This is a genomic window from Dapis hubbardiae BLCC-M172, from assembly GCF_050016015.1.
In the GTDB taxonomy this organism is placed as follows: domain Bacteria; phylum Cyanobacteriota; class Cyanobacteriia; order Cyanobacteriales; family Microcoleaceae; genus Trichodesmium.
Genome location: NZ_JBNHEQ010000014.1, coordinates 20564 through 38411, shown reverse-complemented (window position 1 = coordinate 38411; position 17848 = coordinate 20564). Strand labels below are relative to the sequence as shown.

14 protein-coding genes and 1 pseudogene are annotated in these 17848 nt (G+C 35.2%); 11 read left to right on the top strand and 4 right to left on the bottom strand.

The genetic code is table 11. The features are described 5' to 3' along the window. Window positions 1-91 precede the first annotated feature (91 nt). The 3 genes and pseudogenes from ACP6PK_RS01595 to ACP6PK_RS01585 all read left to right on the top strand — a co-directional run bounded on the left by ACP6PK_RS01595 (window position 92) and on the right by ACP6PK_RS01585 (window position 2981). Window positions 92-340, top strand: a complete 249-nt coding sequence (locus ACP6PK_RS01595; protein WP_094675987.1) for an FkbM family methyltransferase — start codon at window positions 92-94, stop codon at window positions 338-340. Window positions 341-1065: 725 nt separating this feature from the next. After that, window positions 1066-1894 (top strand): annotated as a pseudogene (locus ACP6PK_RS01590) (IS5 family transposase). 193 nt (window positions 1895-2087) lie between these two features. Continuing rightward, complete coding sequence (locus ACP6PK_RS01585; protein ID WP_426557184.1) at window positions 2088-2981, top strand: hypothetical protein; 894 nt, start codon at window positions 2088-2090, stop codon at window positions 2979-2981. Window positions 2982-3272: 291 nt separating this feature from the next. On the opposite strand, the gene ACP6PK_RS01580 is transcribed toward ACP6PK_RS01585, so the two are convergent. Then, window positions 3273-4391 (bottom strand): phosphatidylserine decarboxylase, encoded by a 1119-nt coding sequence (locus ACP6PK_RS01580; protein WP_426557182.1) that lies wholly within the window; start codon window positions 4389-4391, stop codon window positions 3273-3275. A 956-nt stretch (window positions 4392-5347) separates the two neighbouring features. On the opposite strand from ACP6PK_RS01580, the gene ACP6PK_RS01575 reads away from it, so the two are divergent. The 4 genes from ACP6PK_RS01575 to ACP6PK_RS01560 all read left to right on the top strand — a co-directional run bounded on the left by ACP6PK_RS01575 (window position 5348) and on the right by ACP6PK_RS01560 (window position 9822). Beyond that, the gene (locus tag ACP6PK_RS01575; RefSeq protein WP_426557180.1) at window positions 5348-7426 is read left to right on the top strand and encodes a cation:proton antiporter; all 2079 of its coding nucleotides are present in this window, start codon (window positions 5348-5350) and stop codon (window positions 7424-7426) included. A 469-nt stretch (window positions 7427-7895) separates the two neighbouring features. Next, a complete protein-coding gene (locus ACP6PK_RS01570) occupies window positions 7896-8114 on the top strand; it encodes an NfeD family protein (RefSeq protein ID WP_426557178.1) in 219 nt (72 codons plus the stop codon). Window positions 8115-8440: 326 nt separating this feature from the next. Further along, window positions 8441-8959, top strand: coding sequence for a hypothetical protein (locus tag ACP6PK_RS01565; RefSeq protein WP_426557176.1), 519 nt, complete (start codon window positions 8441-8443; stop codon window positions 8957-8959). Window positions 8960-9225: 266 nt separating this feature from the next. Continuing rightward, window positions 9226-9822, top strand: coding sequence for a hypothetical protein (locus tag ACP6PK_RS01560; RefSeq protein ID WP_426557174.1), 597 nt, complete (start codon window positions 9226-9228; stop codon window positions 9820-9822). A 26-nt stretch (window positions 9823-9848) separates the two neighbouring features. On the opposite strand, the gene ACP6PK_RS01555 is transcribed toward ACP6PK_RS01560, so the two are convergent. The 3 genes from ACP6PK_RS01555 to ACP6PK_RS01545 all read right to left on the bottom strand — a co-directional run bounded on the left by ACP6PK_RS01555 (window position 9849) and on the right by ACP6PK_RS01545 (window position 13487). Continuing rightward, window positions 9849-11039 (bottom strand): glycosyltransferase, encoded by a 1191-nt coding sequence (locus ACP6PK_RS01555; RefSeq protein WP_426557172.1) that lies wholly within the window; start codon window positions 11037-11039, stop codon window positions 9849-9851. Between the two features lie 939 nt (window positions 11040-11978). Continuing rightward, a complete protein-coding gene (locus ACP6PK_RS01550) occupies window positions 11979-12554 on the bottom strand; it encodes a fasciclin domain-containing protein (protein WP_426557170.1) in 576 nt (191 codons plus the stop codon). A 117-nt stretch (window positions 12555-12671) separates the two neighbouring features. Further along, entirely contained in the window at window positions 12672-13487 is an 816-nt protein-coding gene (locus ACP6PK_RS01545) for an MBL fold metallo-hydrolase (protein ID WP_426557168.1), read from the bottom strand. A 428-nt stretch (window positions 13488-13915) separates the two neighbouring features. Here ACP6PK_RS01545 and ACP6PK_RS01540 point away from each other — a divergent pair, with 428 nt between their 5' ends. The 4 genes from ACP6PK_RS01540 to ACP6PK_RS01530 all read left to right on the top strand — a co-directional run bounded on the left by ACP6PK_RS01540 (window position 13916) and on the right by ACP6PK_RS01530 (window position 17669). After that, on the top strand, window positions 13916-14263 hold the full coding sequence (locus ACP6PK_RS01540) for a hypothetical protein (RefSeq protein ID WP_426557166.1): 348 nt from the start codon (window positions 13916-13918) through the stop codon (window positions 14261-14263). Window positions 14264-14305: 42 nt separating this feature from the next. After that, window positions 14306-14470, top strand: coding sequence for a hypothetical protein (locus tag ACP6PK_RS31655; protein ID WP_472846355.1), 165 nt, complete (start codon window positions 14306-14308; stop codon window positions 14468-14470). 177 nt (window positions 14471-14647) lie between these two features. After that, the gene (locus ACP6PK_RS01535; RefSeq protein ID WP_472846354.1) at window positions 14648-15211 is read left to right on the top strand and encodes a hypothetical protein; all 564 of its coding nucleotides are present in this window, start codon (window positions 14648-14650) and stop codon (window positions 15209-15211) included. Then, window positions 15204-17669, top strand: a complete 2466-nt coding sequence (locus tag ACP6PK_RS01530; RefSeq protein ID WP_426557162.1) for a hypothetical protein — start codon at window positions 15204-15206, stop codon at window positions 17667-17669. Before ACP6PK_RS01535 ends, ACP6PK_RS01530 begins: the two co-directional genes overlap by 8 nt. Window positions 17670-17848: the final 179 nt, after the last annotated feature.

Here is a 17848-nt window from a genome sequence, read left to right as displayed (position 1 = left end):
TTACAGCCTAAAAAATATTTGGAACAATATCCTGAGATTGTTTTTGATAGAGAAGAATTTGTGGAGATGGTAAGACTAGATGATATTTTAGCTGGATAAAGAAAACTATAATTTCTTGACTATTGATGTACAAGGATATGAGTTAGAAGTATTGAAAGGTAGTAGAGAAACTCTGAAAAATATTGATTATATTTTGACTGAAGTTAATCCAGATGAATTATCTGAAAATTGTGCCAGAGTTGAGCAACTAGATGAATTTATAGGAAGGTTTAATTTTCAAAGAGTTGAAACAAATTGGGAAGGAGAAACTTGGGGAGATGCTTTTTATCTAAAGAGGTAGTTTTTTGTTGAATAAGTGTTAGATTAGTAAGAATAAGAAAAGGTGGTAGTTCCAAGGTTCAGCAATTAACAATGTTCATGTGACGAGGTGCCGTTTGCGAAGCATTCCGCAGGAAAACAATTAATAATTAATAATTACCCCTTCTGAAAACGGATAGGATTCACTAAAAGGAAAATTTTTGATTTATCCCCTATCCCAGGGGAGACTTTAAGGCGTGAATTGTTGAATGAATAATTAATTGACTATCAACTCTTAATTATTAATTATTAACTATTAACTATTAATTATTAATTATTCGGTAAAATCTTACTCTAAATCTCAGCGATCGCTTCTATCTATATTCTCCAGTTGTTATATTTTTTAGTTGAACAAAAAGTCATGCATGAGGACGAGTTAACCCAGTTAATTACACAATATCATAATTTTTTGGAGAATGCAAGGGTAAAACTTTCCTACGGCTGATTTTTTCTGGTGGTGCTTCACAAGATGAATATTTGGAGCAGAAGTTGAATCGAAACTACTATTTTTCCAAGATATATCTATTCATAAAAGTGGGATGCTATAGCAATTCCCAAAAAGAGTGAGGTACAAAATTTTTTTTGCTTTGGTGAGTAGAAAATTAGAGGAGTATGAAGATAAGAGACTGTTTGTAAAGTTTTGTAAGGGAAAGCGATCGGCATAACGCAAAAGGTAAGACAATGATAATTGTAATGATTTTCCCTCCTATGGAAAGAAAAAACTATCCCAGTGACCTAACCAATGAACAGTGGGAAATTTTCAGGCCCCTGATTCCTCCACCCCATTCTGGTGGTAGGTCTGGAAGTGTCGATACAACAGAAGTTATTAATGGTATTTTCGTTGCTTTACACAACGGCTGTACATGACGGGCACTTCCTCATGATTTACCACCTTGGCAGACCGTAGCTACATATTTTTATCGTTGGCAACGCAGTGGAGTATGGAAAGAAATCAATCATACGTTACGTTTGCGTAGCATTCGGTAGGAAAGAAAAGTCAGAATCAAACAAGGAAGAACTGAAGAACCATCGGCGGGTATAATTGATTCACAGTCGGTAAAAACGACTGAAAAAGGGGGATTAGAGGTTATGATGCTGGTAAAAAGGTAAAAGGAAGAAAACGACACATATTGGTAGATACTCAAGGGTTGTTACTGAGTGTAGTTGTACATACTGCAAATATACAGGATACACAAGGAGCTAAGTCTGTATTTCTTCAAGCTAAACATGATGCCCCGAATCTGAAAATTGTTTGGGCAGATCAAGGTTATAGAGGAAAACTAGAGAAATCAGTGGCAATGGTTTGTGGATGGAAATTAGCTATTGTTAACAGAACTGAAAAAGGGTTTAAAGTTTTGCCCAGACGCTGGGTGGTAGAAAGGACTTTGGCGAGGGCGCGGCCGTAATCGTAGACTTTCTTGCATATTATGAAGAACATCCTCACAATAGGGAAGCTTTGGTTGATATTTCCATGATTCGTTTAATGTTAAAACGGTTAGGGTTGGCGGAGCAAGTGCGGCAGCTATATCGCTACTAATACTTCATAATTCTTTACAAACAGCCTCTAAGAAAAATAACTGTACTTCATAACTGTGGGAATTACTATATTGTATAAGCTACTCAACAAAAGGTTTGCTGGACTTGATAAGATTACAAATAGGATAAGAATATTGCCTCCGGAACCAGTCAAAGTTGTGATGGAGGAAAAAATTAATACAGAAGGATAAATTATGAGCGATTCAATTATCAAATTAGTCGATGACTTACCCACTGGTGGGATTACAGTCTCCGCATTACGCGCCTTAGATTTCGTCGTACCTGGTGAATGGAATAATTTAGTTGGTTTTGAAAATACAGTTCGTGAAATTACTGGAGAAGAAAAATCCAAAAAGATTCAAAAAATTAGCGAACGTGCTTTGTGGATATATAACGACGAATCTCAAGGTTATCAAGATGCCATCTGGACTTACCAAAGTCTAGATAAAGCTGATGCTGCTCTAGGTGCTGCAGCAATGGCAAATAAAATTGGTGAAAAAATCTCTTTCCTGAGTTTCCTCAATAAGTTAACTCCATCAGCAGATACAACTCAAGCAATAGATTTATCCATCAAAATAGTAGCGGAGTTGGTTGCTTTTTGCAAATTGAATGGAATGCCAACTATGGATAGTTTAGGTGATTTTTCGGCAGCTTTGGCAGAAGAATATAGTGGTCCTTCTTTAATGCGAATGGTTGCTTTGGTTTGTTTCGATGGGTTGATTCCTCTAGGACCTGATTTTGTTAATCGTGTGGGAGATATTATTGGGGGCATGAGTTCTGCTGGTTTACAACAAAATCCTTTATTTCAGAGGGTAAATAATTTGATTCCTGGTGATGGTACTCAGGGTAAACTTGATTTTATTGGTAATAGTTTTGACGCGGTTAGGGGTTGGATGAGTAATTTAGTTTCATCGCGAGGATTAGACCCTCAAATGATTATTGATAGTTTACAAAATTTTGTAGATATTGCTGATGATAAGTTGGATTATTTGGCGGCATTTATTGATATGACAACTAATTATTTTGAACATACTGGTGTTCAAACTGTAGCTCGTCGTTTGATCCTTCAAGCTGCTGAGGAAGTTTAAAAAGTCATAACTAAAGTAGGTTGGGTAAAGCTCTAGGGCAACCCAACCAAAATATAATTATTATATCGCTGCTTTCTACGGTTCATGGCGACAAGCCTTGTTCCTTATTCCTCTAACTATAGCAGCAGATTTTTACTACGCTTTATTACCCGCGTGTCGTTATTCAACCAGCCGTTAAAACGGGCGCTGTGTACTTCGGACCGTTATTTTTTAGGTTTCTAACCCTTAAGCGGAGACATACGCCCCAAACTTTGCCCCATTAAAACAGAAGCAAGATCTGAAGAAATCTCATTAAATACGCCTTTTTGGAAGAGTAGGATATTTAGAGCCACCGTAGGCGAAATGTCCCATTTCTTCACCTTTTTTAATGGGAATAGGCATACCACCTGGTGAAACGAATATTGATTCGTTGTGAATCAGTGAGGGCATAATGCGACTAATCGTGTTTAAGCCAACAGCGACTAAGCCAACATAACCGTATTGTTCTGTTTCGATAATGTAATAAGCACGGTGAAAATCCTCAAAAATACTGAAATCCGTGAAGCTTTCTGCCATATTTCTGGAATTAGACCACTCTGTTTCATCGCTCAGACCATTATAAATTCCAGGCAGATCTTGAGACTCTACAATCTTTCCATTTACTGGGGAATGGTAATGATGATAGTTGTATGGCATTAATGCACAGGAGACGGCGGTTCCTCCCTCAAAATATTGGGCATATTTAGAACCAGCAAATAGTTCAGCAACATTGATTTGCCTGGTTTTGACTTTCAGGCTAGTGGTGAGAGTCAAATCAGCTTCTAGGAAGTTAATTTGAGAGTCCGCTGAAGCCACTACAATGGAATCATCTTGAGGGTTTGGGATTGGACGTGGATTGGCAGATAGATTTAACTCGCGGGTGAAAAATTCATTAAAAGAATTGAAACCCCAATCAGGATAAATATAGTCTTCCATTCCAGTTGTGGGGTCATTAAGCCAGTCTTCAATGTAGACGGTTGAATCAGGACTATCCATAAATTGACCACGGATCAGGATAAATTCTTTAGTCCAATCGAAGATTTCACAAGTATATTGACGGGGATTAGCACTCTTACTTTTCAAGTAATTTAAGAAATAGAGAGCAGCAGGGTTATCACGATAGAAATAGGTGAAAGGTAAAATTCCGCCTAATTCTCCGTCTGGACTAGGCAAAAAAGTAAACCAGACACGAAAGTACAGAAGAAAATCATCGATACTTGTACCGAACCAAAGATTTTTTATCCCTTCTGGCTCAATAATGGGAACCACATTGGCAACAGCCTGGTTATAGGCTGCCTCGACGACAGGATTACTTAAAATTACCTGAAGTTTGTCCATGTGCTGCTCCATCTCCGGGGTCAGTAGTGGATTGGTATAAAGGATTTCCTTCAAAGAATTGAAGGTTTCATCTCTATCACTTCCCTATCCGTATCTAGACATTCGTTTTTCTCCTCAAAATCATTGAGCCGTTAGTAATTTATCAGGGTGCAAATAATTGCGCCTCAGCGCCTTAGCCAAGTTTTCCTGCTATTTTTGTCCTTTTCGTTCAAACGTTCAGGGTGAACACTAGGGTGATTTTACAGTGTTTTCCCTTTTAAATATCATGTCAAGTTTTTTTTGTCAACCCCATTTTTCAGTTATCAGTTATCAGTTTAACCGGACAAATAGTAAACTTTTGTTCCTGATTTAATTTAGCTCGTAGTTTGGCTCTAGCCCTTAAATATTGGTTTAAGGGGCTAGAGCCAAACTACAAACAAAAGAATTATTCTCACTAATTTTTAGTAAATCCATAATTAAGGCGATCGCTTCTTTAATCGGAAATCTCTTAATATTAATTCTGCTGACAAAGGTAATAAGGTAATAAGCTAACCGCTGAATGCTGAAAGCTTAACTTTTCAGTTATCAGAGTTTCTCCTAATATTGCCTAGGCTTATTTTAGAGTTTTCCTAGTTGTGTAATTTAATTTTGCTGTTAAGTTAGGGAAATATTGCTTTTTTGGCTTAATTGATTTTCGTATATATGAGCGCATCTTTCCCATTATACTTAATAATACCATGTTAAGTTTTTTTGTCAACCACCTTTTTTCAGTTATAAGGTATCAGTTATTAGTCTCGTAGTAAGATTTGAACAATAAGATAAATATTTAAGGGGCTAGAGCAAAACTACAAACATATTCTAACTAATTTTTAGTAAATCCATAATTAAGGCGATCGCTTCTTTTAAAAGTCTTTCTTCTTGTGCATAAGTTATTTTCTGATTGCTCTAAAAATATCCTACGAAAACTTCAAAATTAGCATATTGCTATAAAGTAGAGAGAATAGGATATTTTTTATTAGAGGATAACAAAATTGCTTTCACAAAATCCGATTGTCACATTTACGATTCTTTTATTAGTAATTTTAACTCTCCCCCCTCTGTTTGAGCGTCTCCGACTTCCTGGATTAGTGGGTTTATTAGTAGCAGGAATTGTTTTAGGTGGAGATGGATTAAAATTACTCGACCCAGAAACAGAGACAATGAAGTTATTATCAGATATTGGAAAAGTTTATCTGATGTTTGTTGCTGGCTTAGAAATTGATTTAGCAGAATTTAAAAAACATAAAGACCGCTCTCTTGGTTTTGGTGTTGCGACTTTTTTATTCCCTATTATTACTGGTACATTAGTTGCAAAAATATTTGGTTTAGGTTGGAATGGTGCAATTTTAACAGGTTCTTTACTTGCTTCTCATACTCTTTTAGGTTATCCGATAGTACAACAGTTGGGTGTAGTAGGAAATCAAGCAGTTACTGTAACAATTGGGGCAACTATTTTTACTGATATTGCAGCTTTATTAGTCTTAGCAATTTGTGTGTCAATTAATGCTGGTAATTTTTCTGTAATTAGTCTGACAATTCAATTGGGAAGTTTGGCTATTTATTCCGTTGTAATTCTCTGGGGTTTTCAATGGCTAGGTAAACAATTTTTCCGGCGAACTACTAATCAAGAAAGTAATCAATTTTTATTTATTTTGTTGGTTGTTTTTATTGCTGCTTTAGGTGCAACTGTGATTAATGTTGATAAAATTGTTGGTTCTTTTCTGGCAGGTTTAGCAGTTAATGATGTAGTGGGTAAAAGTCTGGTTAAGGATAAAATAAATTTTGTTGGGAGTGTTTTATTTATTCCTTGTTTTTTTGTTAATATGGGATTACTGCTGGATATTTCAGCTTTTATCAATACATTTTTAACTAGCTTTGAGTTAACTTTATCAATTATTCTAGGTTTGCTAGGCAGTAAATTTTTAGCTGCTTTTTTTGCCCAAAAAATTTATCACTATAATTGGAATGAAACTATGAGTATGTGGTCTCTGTCGATGCCACAGGTAGCAGCTACTTTAGCTGCTGCATTGGTGGGTGTGCAAGTAGGGATATTGCCAGAAGCTATATTTAATAGTGTGATTTTTTTGATGTTAGTAACTTCTATTTTAGGTCCGATTATTACTGCTAAGTTTGCCAGTAAACTTTCTTTACCAGAGGTAGATATTGAATCCGATCGATCTTTGATTTGGTGGGAAACTCATCAACAAATTCCAGAGGGTTTGACAGAAGACGTTGATGAAAATTTTAACCATAATTTTGTGGTATTAGTGCCAGTCTATTTTTCTCCATTACAAACAAAATATTTGATTGAAATGGCAGCAATGTTGGCAAAGCATGAAGCTGGTTTAGTAATTCCTTTATCCTTAGTAAAAGGTTATCTAAAGATGGATTCCCCTCAGTTAAATATAGCTTTACAGCAGAGTTATCAAAGATTAAATTCTGTTTTAGATATTAGCAAAAATTTTCAAATTGACACTACTCCAGAAACACGAATTTCTGATAATTTTGCTAAGACTATTAGTCGCACAGCACGAGAAAAAAATTCTAGTTTAATTGTGATGAGTTGGGGCAATAATACTGGTATTAAAGCTCGTTTATTTGGAAATATAATAGACCAGGTATTTTACTCTGCTCATTGCCCGGTAGCTGTGATGCGTTTGTTGGAAGAACCGATTAATATTCATCGGATTTTAGTACCTGTTAAAAACATTACGCCTCAAGCATTAAGAACTGTGAGATTTGCTCAACTTTTTGCTGATACTAATCAAGCTTCCGTGACTATACTTCATGTGTGCGATCGCCAAACTCCTGAAGCACAAATTAATAAGTTTTATTCTCAACTTTCTCAGCTTATTTCTCAAGGTAATACTGAAGTTAAATCAAGAATTAAAATTATTCGTTATGATGATGTTGCACCTGTGATTAGTAAAGCAGCAAGAGCATATCAATTAGTAATTTTACGCTCTATGCGACGACGTACTGCAGGAGGATTATCTGTTAGTGATGTTACGACTAAAGTTTTGTCTGAAATTACTTGTTCAGTGGTTATATTTGGAGAGCCTTATTCTTGATTTTAGGGAATAGGGAATAGGGAATAGGGAATAGGGAGTAGGAAAAATAAAGCCAAAAGTTACGAGGGCAAAGGTAAAAATAAGAGAAGTTGATGATTTTTGCATTGGATAAGTAGGTGGATTTAATTAAGTGTGAAATGTCATTGCGAGGAGGAACGACGAAGCAATCTTAATTACTTTACCAAGTTGCTATGCAAATTTTTATCGTCTTGGATGGAGCATATAATATTTATCTCTGCCTATCTACATATATAAATTTTGAATTGATTTTTCGGTCATAAGTCATAAGTATATATATCCACAGAAAATAATCTGAGGCGCAAACTAAGCAACCTCCGGAAAACCACATAAGCAAAATGTAGTGCTAATTAAGGACAAAATTTAAGTCTTTCAACTTGTCAATATTTTTAAATTTCAGGGGCATTGAATAGATTAATACTGAAACTATATACTATAAGGAAGAATAATAATGCAGAAATTTCGTTGCGATGCTCCCAAAATGTTTTCTAAAGCTGAAGTTGCTGTAGTTGAAGAAAAAATTACTGCTGATGAGCCTGGGAGAGTTAAATATAAAACTACATATTGGCCTGCTATGCTTTTTAGAGGTTACAGCATGACTCTTGAGCCTGGTCAAGAAGTTGCGGTTATTGGTCGTCAGGGAATTACTTTATTAGTGCGACCTCTTTAAGTTAAGTGGGGGAGTAGGGGAGTAGCAGAGTAGAGGAGTAGAGGAGTAGGGGAGTAGGGGAGTAGGGGAGTAGGGGAGTATCATTTCAGTTCCTCAAGCAAACCTACTCTGATTAAATTACTAATTTAACTCAAACGTATGGGTTCTTGAATCAGGTAGGCAGGTAGCGATCGCCTATTTATATTTTGATTGATGAAATTTTTAACTCAAATATCTGAGCAGTCAAATGGGAATTATGGATTAGGAATTATGGATTTGTATTTAACTTGAAATCCCGATTAATATATAATTTTGATTAACCCGATCAAATCTGATAAATAGCAATAATGGAGTTCATTTTTTTTCAAGAAGGGATAACAGCATCTATCATTCCAATTTTAACTTTAATTGAATACAAGCCAGAATCGATTGTTGGTTGTATATTGATGGGAGAAAATAGACCTAAAGAGCTGCCCCCTAATTGGTTTATCTATGCTGAATCATCAGAAAATCCTGCATCTTCCCTATTAAGAGAAGCTGAACAAGGAGAAGAGTTAGGTCTTCTAGATGTATTTTTAATTGTTAAAGAACCTGATTCATTACTACAGATTACAGTTTTAGTTGCTATAGGTTGTTGCAATATTAATTGCAGTGGAGAAGGAGGTAGAGGAGGTAGAACTATCCTGAGTTTATTAGCAAAACATAACATCAGAACATCCCCGGCAGAAGTTATTCGACCAGTTTATAAGTATCGTAATGTTGATAAGTTACATCAGGAAGCAAAAAAAATCTTTTTCAAAGCATTTAATAAGATTTGTCGATACTGGCTTCCAGAAGCATGGGAAGTAGAACCTTTTATATACTAAAATTCTGAGAGCTGATATTATATGGTTATGGAGTTTAATCTTACTTAAACCCTAGAAATTTTTCTCAGAATTTATTTCTATGTTGGTTAAATATCTGCACTCTCCCAATTCTTATTCCTTAACTGTAGGAAGTTTATCTATTTTCTAAAACTCATGCGTTATAGTTTTTTGTCTTAATATCTTTGACAAAAGTTTAAAATATCAGATAACTTTTTATCTTTACCTCAATATTTTGTGTAGAAATAACATTATTGCTTTTGATAGTTATGGAAAATATCGAAAATATGGAAAATATAGAAACTATTGAAACGGTTAGTACAACTGAAGCAGCTTTTTTGTTGAATATTTCGACGGGAAGATTACGGGTACTTTTAAACCAAGGTCGCATCAAAGATGCCCGTAGAGGCAAACGTTGGTGGAAAATTCCTCTAAATAGTCGAGGTATGCCAGAAGTAATTCCTGGTCGTCGAGGTCCTGATGGAACTTGGAATAAAGGACAACGTACAGGCAATACCTTTATTCATGTTTTGCGAAAAGAAATTGACCATAACCGAGACCACGGTACATCCTATCCTGCAATATCCGTTAAGCAAGGAAACCGTAACGACCGTTGCCATGAAGCAGAGATTAAAGGAAATTGCAAAATTGTTTATCGCCCTCATAAACCAAATCGGAGTCAGGCAGGCGGCGCGCGTCTTTGGATTGAAGTTGAGCCAGATGTGGAAATTGTGCGTAAGTTTTTCCGAACTACAGAGTTAGATGAAGATGAATTGTTGAATCCCGAGCCTCCTGAGTTAAACCTAGTTACTACAACTCAAACAACCCCACCTCTAAAAGAAACTTCTGTTTCTAGAGTGACTTAAAAATTTCAACTTCGACTACTAGAACTCTACAACGCAAAACCCATTGACTCTAATACTTCCCTAAGTCGCTTTGCTTCTAGAGGGTTATATTTTTCATGCAAACTAATTGCTTTTCCAAATACTTCTAAACTTTCTGCTACTTGACCAACCTTCAACAATACAACTCCCAAATTTTGATAAGCTTCTGCATAGTCAGCATCAAGTTCAATTGCATTTTGATAGGAGGCGATCGCTTCGGTAAACCAACCCATTTCTTTCAATATCATTCCTCGGTTATAGTGACCGACTTTAAAATTAGGGTCTATCTGTAAAGCAATTTCAAAGTTAGTTTTGGCTTTCTCTAAATTTCCTTCTTCTTTGAGCAAACTACCTAAATTATTGTATGCTCCTAATTTTAATTTAGGCAAAACATTTAACTCTGTTGCTATTTGATAATGACGCTTTGCCATTTCTGTTTCTTGCTTTTGTCGATAAGCAATTCCTAAGTGGTAATGCAGCTCATACAAAACTGTTTTATCTACCTCTGAATCTTGGAAACCTCGAAACAATAATTCCATCCCTTTTTCTCTTTCACCAACTTCTATATATAAAGCTCCCAACTTACTACAAACATAAGCATCATTAGGATTATCGCTGAGAAAACTTTCCATCGCTGCCTTTGCTCTTTCCAGTTTATTTTTAGAAGTAATTTCTCCCTTTTGATAACCCTCATGTAAAACTGCTATTTCTGGCAACGAAGCAATTTGCCAATCAGATTCTTTGGCTAAAATCTCAGAAATACTATCATCAACTATGGCATGATAAGGTCGGGAAAATTTTATATCTGGATGATTTCTAAAGAGACGAGAAACTAAAGAATAGGGAGATTGTTGCGCCCCTATTTCCTCTCTGACTAAATTAATTAAAATGTGGCGATCGCTCTGAATAGCTTCTCTAATATGTGGAGCTATTTTTGGTGAGAGATATTCATCAGCATCTAATACTAAAACCCAGTCACCTGTGACATATTTCAAAGATTCATTTCTTGCTGCTGCAAAATCATTACACCATTCAAAATCATGTACTTTTGCACCAAATTCTTGAGCTATTTCTGGAGTTTTGTCTGTTGAACCAGTATCCAAAACAACCATTTCATCGACTACATTTTTCACACTTGCCAAACATCGTGGCAAATTTTTTTCCTCATTTTTAACAATAATGCAAAAAGTTAAATTCATATTAGGGATTAGGGAGTAGGGAGTAGGGAATAGGGAGTTGAATATTTATAATTCAAATATTAGGGAGTAGGGAAGGGAGTTGAATATTTATAATTCATATCTAGATTATGCAAACCTTATAATACCATTGAGTTAATAATTTTTGAGACAAACAGATGAATTTTTGTTTTATTTGAACCGTATTATATAGAATCCGGGTAATTAGTTATCGTATTGCGGAGGAGTCAGGAGGCGCGGAGTTAGGAGAAATATTGGATTTGAAATATTAAATTATATAATTCCTATTCAATAGAAAACTTGTCTTAATGAAGAAGTAGTTTTGCAATTACTGTATAACCGGATTTTATATTAGGCAACAAGATTAAATCTGCTTATCAATTCAATCAAGAGGTACTTTTTCGCACCTCTTTTCCCAATTTCATTAACTAGATTATTAACAGTAGTACAAAGCTGGAACTTATCCTAAAAATATTTCAAATATTGCAATACGCAAATAGGCTAGTGGTACTTAGACATTTTTTTGCACAAAAACTGCTTGTTTGTGCAGCATTCCGGAGGAAAAAACAGTCTAGACAAGGGAATTACGTCAATGCCTTAAAAATCCCTAAAACCCTTGGTAATAAAGGATTTAGACTTCTTCGGCGTAAAAACCTCTCCCTGTATATATTTGAGCTTATTTTTTGCTGCTATTTTGTGTAAGTCCCGCTAGAAGATTTATAAATGCTCAAGCTCATTCAGGGATTACTTCTGATACGAAATCAGGTTATTAAAAGTACCTTTTTCAAAATTCTCTCTAACCATCTCCCTATCTCCCCATCTCCCCAAAAGGGTACTCTATAAACCGGAGCAAGTATTACTTCATTAAAAAACCCATTCATAAACGTAGTTAGGAATGGGGTTAATCCACATATTCCCAATAAATGGTATAACGCTAATTAATTACTGAGGTAGAATTACTGTATCAATTACATGAATTACACCATTACTTGCAGGTACGTCTGCTTTAACTACTTTAGCTTTTCCAACTTTAACGCCTGCATCAGAAACTTTAACGTTAACTTTACTACCTTCAACAGTTTTTACCATTCCAGATTCTAAGTCTCCAGACATTACCTTACCAGGAACTACATGATAAGTCAGAATTTGTACCAGTTTATCCTTGTTTTCTGGCATTAATAACTTGTCTAATGTTCCTTCTGGTAAAGCTGCAAATGCTTCATCAGTAGGTGCGAATACTGTAAATGGACCATCTCCTTGAAGCACTTCTACTAAACCAGCAGCTTTTAATGCAGCAGCTAAAGTATTGAATTGACCAGCAGCAGCAGCAGTTGCAACAATATCCTTATCCTTAGAGTGACCATCAGCAATTTGTAGGGGTTGGTTAACTACTCCCTGAGTAGAAGATTTCTGAGATAAGTTGGCTACTGCGGGCAAACCGAAACTTGCACTAACACCTACTAATCCTAAGATAGCGATCGCTTTTTGTACCACAGTTAAGCTATTTTTGCTCTTCATATTTAATTTCTCTGTACTTTTACTAAAAAATGTAAACCTAATTTACATATCTTAGCAAACTTTTCAGAAATGGCAAGATCGTCTAGACATAAATACCTAAAATTTAAGTTTCTATTTTTAATTACTTCCCAGAGAATTCGGAGATAACTGATCGAATCTATAACTTAAAACCTCTATTAATAAGCCTTCTTGAGGTAAATCAGATTTAGCAATGGAAATACTGTCCTGATTTACAACTCTGACTGGACTTCCTTCCATCACACTGAGAAAATCTTCCAAAGGAGCAATCTCACAGCTAGTTTCATCAGCAGCTTCAGTTTTGTAGTGAGTAGGAATCACAATTCTAGGTTTTAGCACTTCCAAAACCTGTTTTGCTTCCAAGGGGGTGTAAGCTTTTGGGCCACCACCTACAGGAATTAGTAGCAAATCTGGACGACCAATCAAAATCCGCTCTTCTATACCAATGGGACTAGCCAATCCCCCTAAATGCAAAATTTTAATTCCTGCCTGTTGCCATAACCAAGCGACATTAGTGCCGAATCTTCGTCCACCTTCTCTATCTTTTGCAGTGCGAATTCCTTGAATTTGTCTACCATTAACTTGATAAACTCCAGATTCAGATAACAACAGTGGTGGGGGATTACTTGTAAAACCTTCTACTACTCCTTCATCTAATAATCTACTGCTAATCAAGATTAAATCTGTATCTACTTTGGGGTCTCGATATCCAGCAGTACAACCTATTTGGCGAAAAGGATTTACTAATACTTTAGTACCTCCACCTTCAAATAAAAAGCAAGTATGTCCTAACCATGTAAGAGTTAAAGATTCTGCTGTTTGAGCTTGAGAATTGTGAAATTTAGATGTTAAACCAATTCCCATTAAAGCTAATAAACTTGTCTGTGCATAACGTATAAATTTTCGCCGTTTCATCTTAATTTGTTTGAATCTGAGTTTCACACTATATTTCTCTTTTTAATACTATACATCTCTGTTAGAGTTGTGAAAATATCTTTTGTTAAGTGAGAAATGAAAAAGAGAGGAAAACGAAGGATAAATCCAGAAATTAAATTCTACAGATAAGTAACTTCTAGGAGGAAATAAACTCCCGATGAGTAGGCAAAAATTTAGAGCTGTTGATTGTCGTACTATTTTTTTGATAATTACTAGAAAAACCAACAGAGTCAAAAGTAGAATCAATCTAGAAATCAAATTATATAGATAAGTAACTTTTAGGAAGAGAGAAACTTATGATTAGTAGGGAAACATTTAGAGCTGTTCATTTTAATAATTGGTATACTACTCTAATACCTCAGCTTTAAAGGCGAGGTTGAAAGAAATTGGATAAACTAACAAAAATAATGGCATTTCATCCAGAAAAAATAGGTGGTAAGTCCTTCTACCAATCCGAACCATTAATAGCTCGTCTGAGAGGAATTATTCGAGATTATCCAGAGGGTGTGGGGATTCTCAAAGAGTTAATTCAAAATGCTGATGATGCTAAAGCTACAAGGGTTGAAATTATTTTATATTGGCGGATACATCAATTTCAAAATTTGCCAGATAATCGAATGGAAAAATTGATGAGACCAGCAATTTTAGTCTACAACAATCAAGTTTTTCGAGAGCAAGATTTTGAGAGTATTAAAAGTTTAGGGCAAAGTCATTTCAGTTATCAGTTATCAGTTATCAGTTATCAGTACCTCTAGCTGTTTGCGCAGCATTCCGTAGGAAAGTAAGAGTCTTGAAATATTGAAATAAAGAATATTTTCTTTTTTTATATACTTAAAAAGGGATGCTTTAGACCAAAATATTTCGATAAAAAATCCCAAGATTTAAACAAAAATGGTCGCTTCGGAGTTGGTTTTAATTCTATTTATCATGTCACCGATTTTTCTAGTTTTATCTCTCGCTAAAGTCTAATATTTTTGATTTAAAAATAAGGTCTAAAACCTGTATTTTCAACGATATTAAAAAATAAAAATCAGTGTCTCAAGCTTCTAGTTTGAACTAGAGGTAGTGATAACTAATAACTAATAACTAATAACTGATAACTGATAACTGATAACTGAAATGACCCTCATGGTGCTGCTATTCCGGGAACTTATCGACAGGAACCGGGAAGAGAATGGAATGTTTTTGCTGAGAAATGGTATGAGGAATATCCTGATTTTATGAGGGTGTATGAAGCGGGTGGGTTGTTGTTTGGTACTGAGGATTTTCAAGGAACTTTGTTTCGTTTACCTTTAAGAACAGAAATACAGGCAAAAGATAGTGAGATTAGGAAGCAAGCTTTTACGGAATCTAATGTTAGGGAATTGATTGAGGAATTGGTTAAGTCTGGGGAGGAAATTCTATTATTTCTCAAATCAATTATGGAAATTCGGGTTTATGAAATTCTGGCCGATGGTAATGGGGAAAAATTGGAAGTTCTTAGCATTGTTACTCAAAATGTTTCGGAGGTAGAAGCTGCTAGAAATAAATTATTATCTGCTATTCCTGATGATGTCGATTCTCTAGTTCAACAGTGTCAAAATAATTCTACTGGTTTAGTTTCAATTTCTTACCGCCATAAAATAGAAACTGTCACTGCAGAAAGAACAATAAGTTCAATTTGCGGAAGGGGAACTGGCAAAAGTTATTCGAGCCATGTATGAAAGTCAGGAAAAGGTAATTCCTTGGGCGGGTGCCGCTGCCCGAATTTCTAGCAGTAGTAGCGATGGAAATGTGAGGGAAGTTAAGGGGAAAATATATTGTTTTTTGCCTCTACCTTTGGAGTCGGAATTACCGATTCATGTTAATGGCTTTTTTAACTTGAATAGTTCTCGTGATAATTTAAGTAGTGATAGTGGGCAAACAGGAAAAGATCGTCCTAGATCTGTTTGGAATTATCTACTTATGCGTCATGTTGTTGCTCATGCTTATGCTAATTTAATTACTGCTTTGGTAGAGGATATTGGCAAGTATCAACCACAAAAGTTCTATGATTTTTTCCCGACAATAAAAGTTACTACGAGCAAAGCTCTAGAGCAATTATATATTTTTGTGATTAGGCTTTTATATGAGCGAAATATTGTTCAATCTGGTGTGGAATATTTAGCGGAAAAAGAGGAAAGTCGGAAACAGGCGATCGCTGGAAAAAAATGGATTACTCCGGCAAAAGTTAAGGTGCTTCCTAAGAGTTGGCACAGCAAATTAGTTGCTCCTTTAAGTGCGGATGAAATTGATATTTCTGAACCTCGAATACCAGATAAAATTTTGTCTGCTTTTGCGGAGGCTGGTTGTAAAATTGCTGAGTTTAAACCTGAAGATTTAAGGAATCATTTGCGGATGAATCAATCTTTAGGTTTGCTATTAAAAAATGCTCCTAAAGCAAGTTTGAAAAATCGGCAATGGGTAATAGATATGCTTGGTTATTGTGTGGAGGATAATTATCAAGATTTGCGGGGTTTACCATTAGCTATTTTGGCTAATAATTCTCTGGAAGTATTTGGCTATGGTGCAATAAATCCTATCTTTATTGCGACTTCAGAAATGCAAAGAGAAATATTTGCCGATTATCCAGAATGGTTTCTACATTCAGATTTATGTCAAGGAATAAATCTCTACAGAAAAGAAGGAGTTTCATATATGAATGCCACTGAAGTTGCCAGAAATTTAACTAATATTGTTAGTTCAACTCAGTGGCAACCTACTGGAGAAAATCTCCCTAATGAAAAGTGGTTAATTTTGGTTTATCGTTATTTTACTGGAGTAAGTAAACGGGATTTACCTGTAGATGAGTTGAATAAAGTTCCACTAATTCCTGGCAATGATGGTCTACTTTATCGAGGTGGTTTAATGAATACTCCTTTGTTATGTAGAGAGAATATTGACCAAAAAATTATTGCAGCAATTAAATATTTTGGCGTGAACTTAATTGAAGCATCAAAAGAACTTGAGGAAGCTATTTTAATTTTTTTTGATATACATCCAGAGAAACTAATTTGGAAAGTTACAGCACCAGATGTTTTAGATAGTTTATATGCAATCTACGAAAGTCAAGGTTTACCAATTTATCAGCAACAGCACTATACAACTTTGCTAAATTACTTGGCAGATAGTACCTGGTTAAACGGGGATAAGAAATATAGTCCTGCCAACAAAGAAAAACTACGTCAGTTACCCATATATCTAACAGTTACCGATGAAATTGTTAGTCTGAATGAGGAAAATATTTATCTGCCTGCTGAAGGATATCAACCACCAGAATTTATCGAAAATTTCCGACTTTTAAAATTAGGCGTAACTGAGTATGAGTGGTTGCCACTCTTGAAATTTATTGGCGTTCCAATTTTAAGTAGAGCGCGATTAATTACTGACTGTTTGTTACCAGAATATCCTACCCTTGCTTATGAGGAACAACTAATAGTATTAAGTTGGATTAGAGATAACTTCGGTAAAGTTCAAATAGAATTAGAATTAGAAACAAGCAGTCAAAACTTTGACGAATTTAAACAGGAAATTAAATCGGCAAGTTTAGTACGATGTACCGACAGAAGATTACGCTCCATAGAATCAATATATAGTCCTGAAATTGAAATAGTACCTCAAATTATGGGAAATAAAGCTGCTATTCCAGATATGAATTTTTATTCCGATAAACCTCATGAGTGGCTTAACTTTTTTGTTGAGCTAGGGATGAAAAAAATTATAACTATGGCAGACTTATTAACTTCTATAGATAATTTGATTCAGAAAGCAAATCGTTTTGGAGTAGATTCCGTCTCTGAATCTTTACTCAATATTTTTGACTATATATTAGATAACTGGCAAGATGTCAAAAGCGAAAAATTACTACAAAGTCTCCGGGAAAAATATTGGCTACCCGCCGAAAGAAACCCAGAAGTATTAAGTCAATATGCTGTGGCTTTAATACCCGAACCTAAATTATATCGTTCCCAAGATTTATGTTTAATTGAAGAAGCACATTTAGTAGCGAGTCAAAAACCTATATTTGCTGGAAAAACAGAATTACTAAAAGAAAAAATTCGGCACGAACTTGGTTTTTTACCTGTAGAAGCTAATATTGTATTAGATCATTTCGAGACAATAATTGGGGAAATCAGGGAATAGGGAATAGGGAATAGGGAATAAGAAAGCAGAAATTCTGATTCAGCAAAACCAAATTTTATTCCTTACTCAAAAATCAAACCTTAGTCAAAAGCATAAATTTCATCTACCTCTATTTTTCCCATAAAAATTTCAGCAACTTCTCCCAAAAATTCTAGAAGTCGGCAGAAATTATGATTCAC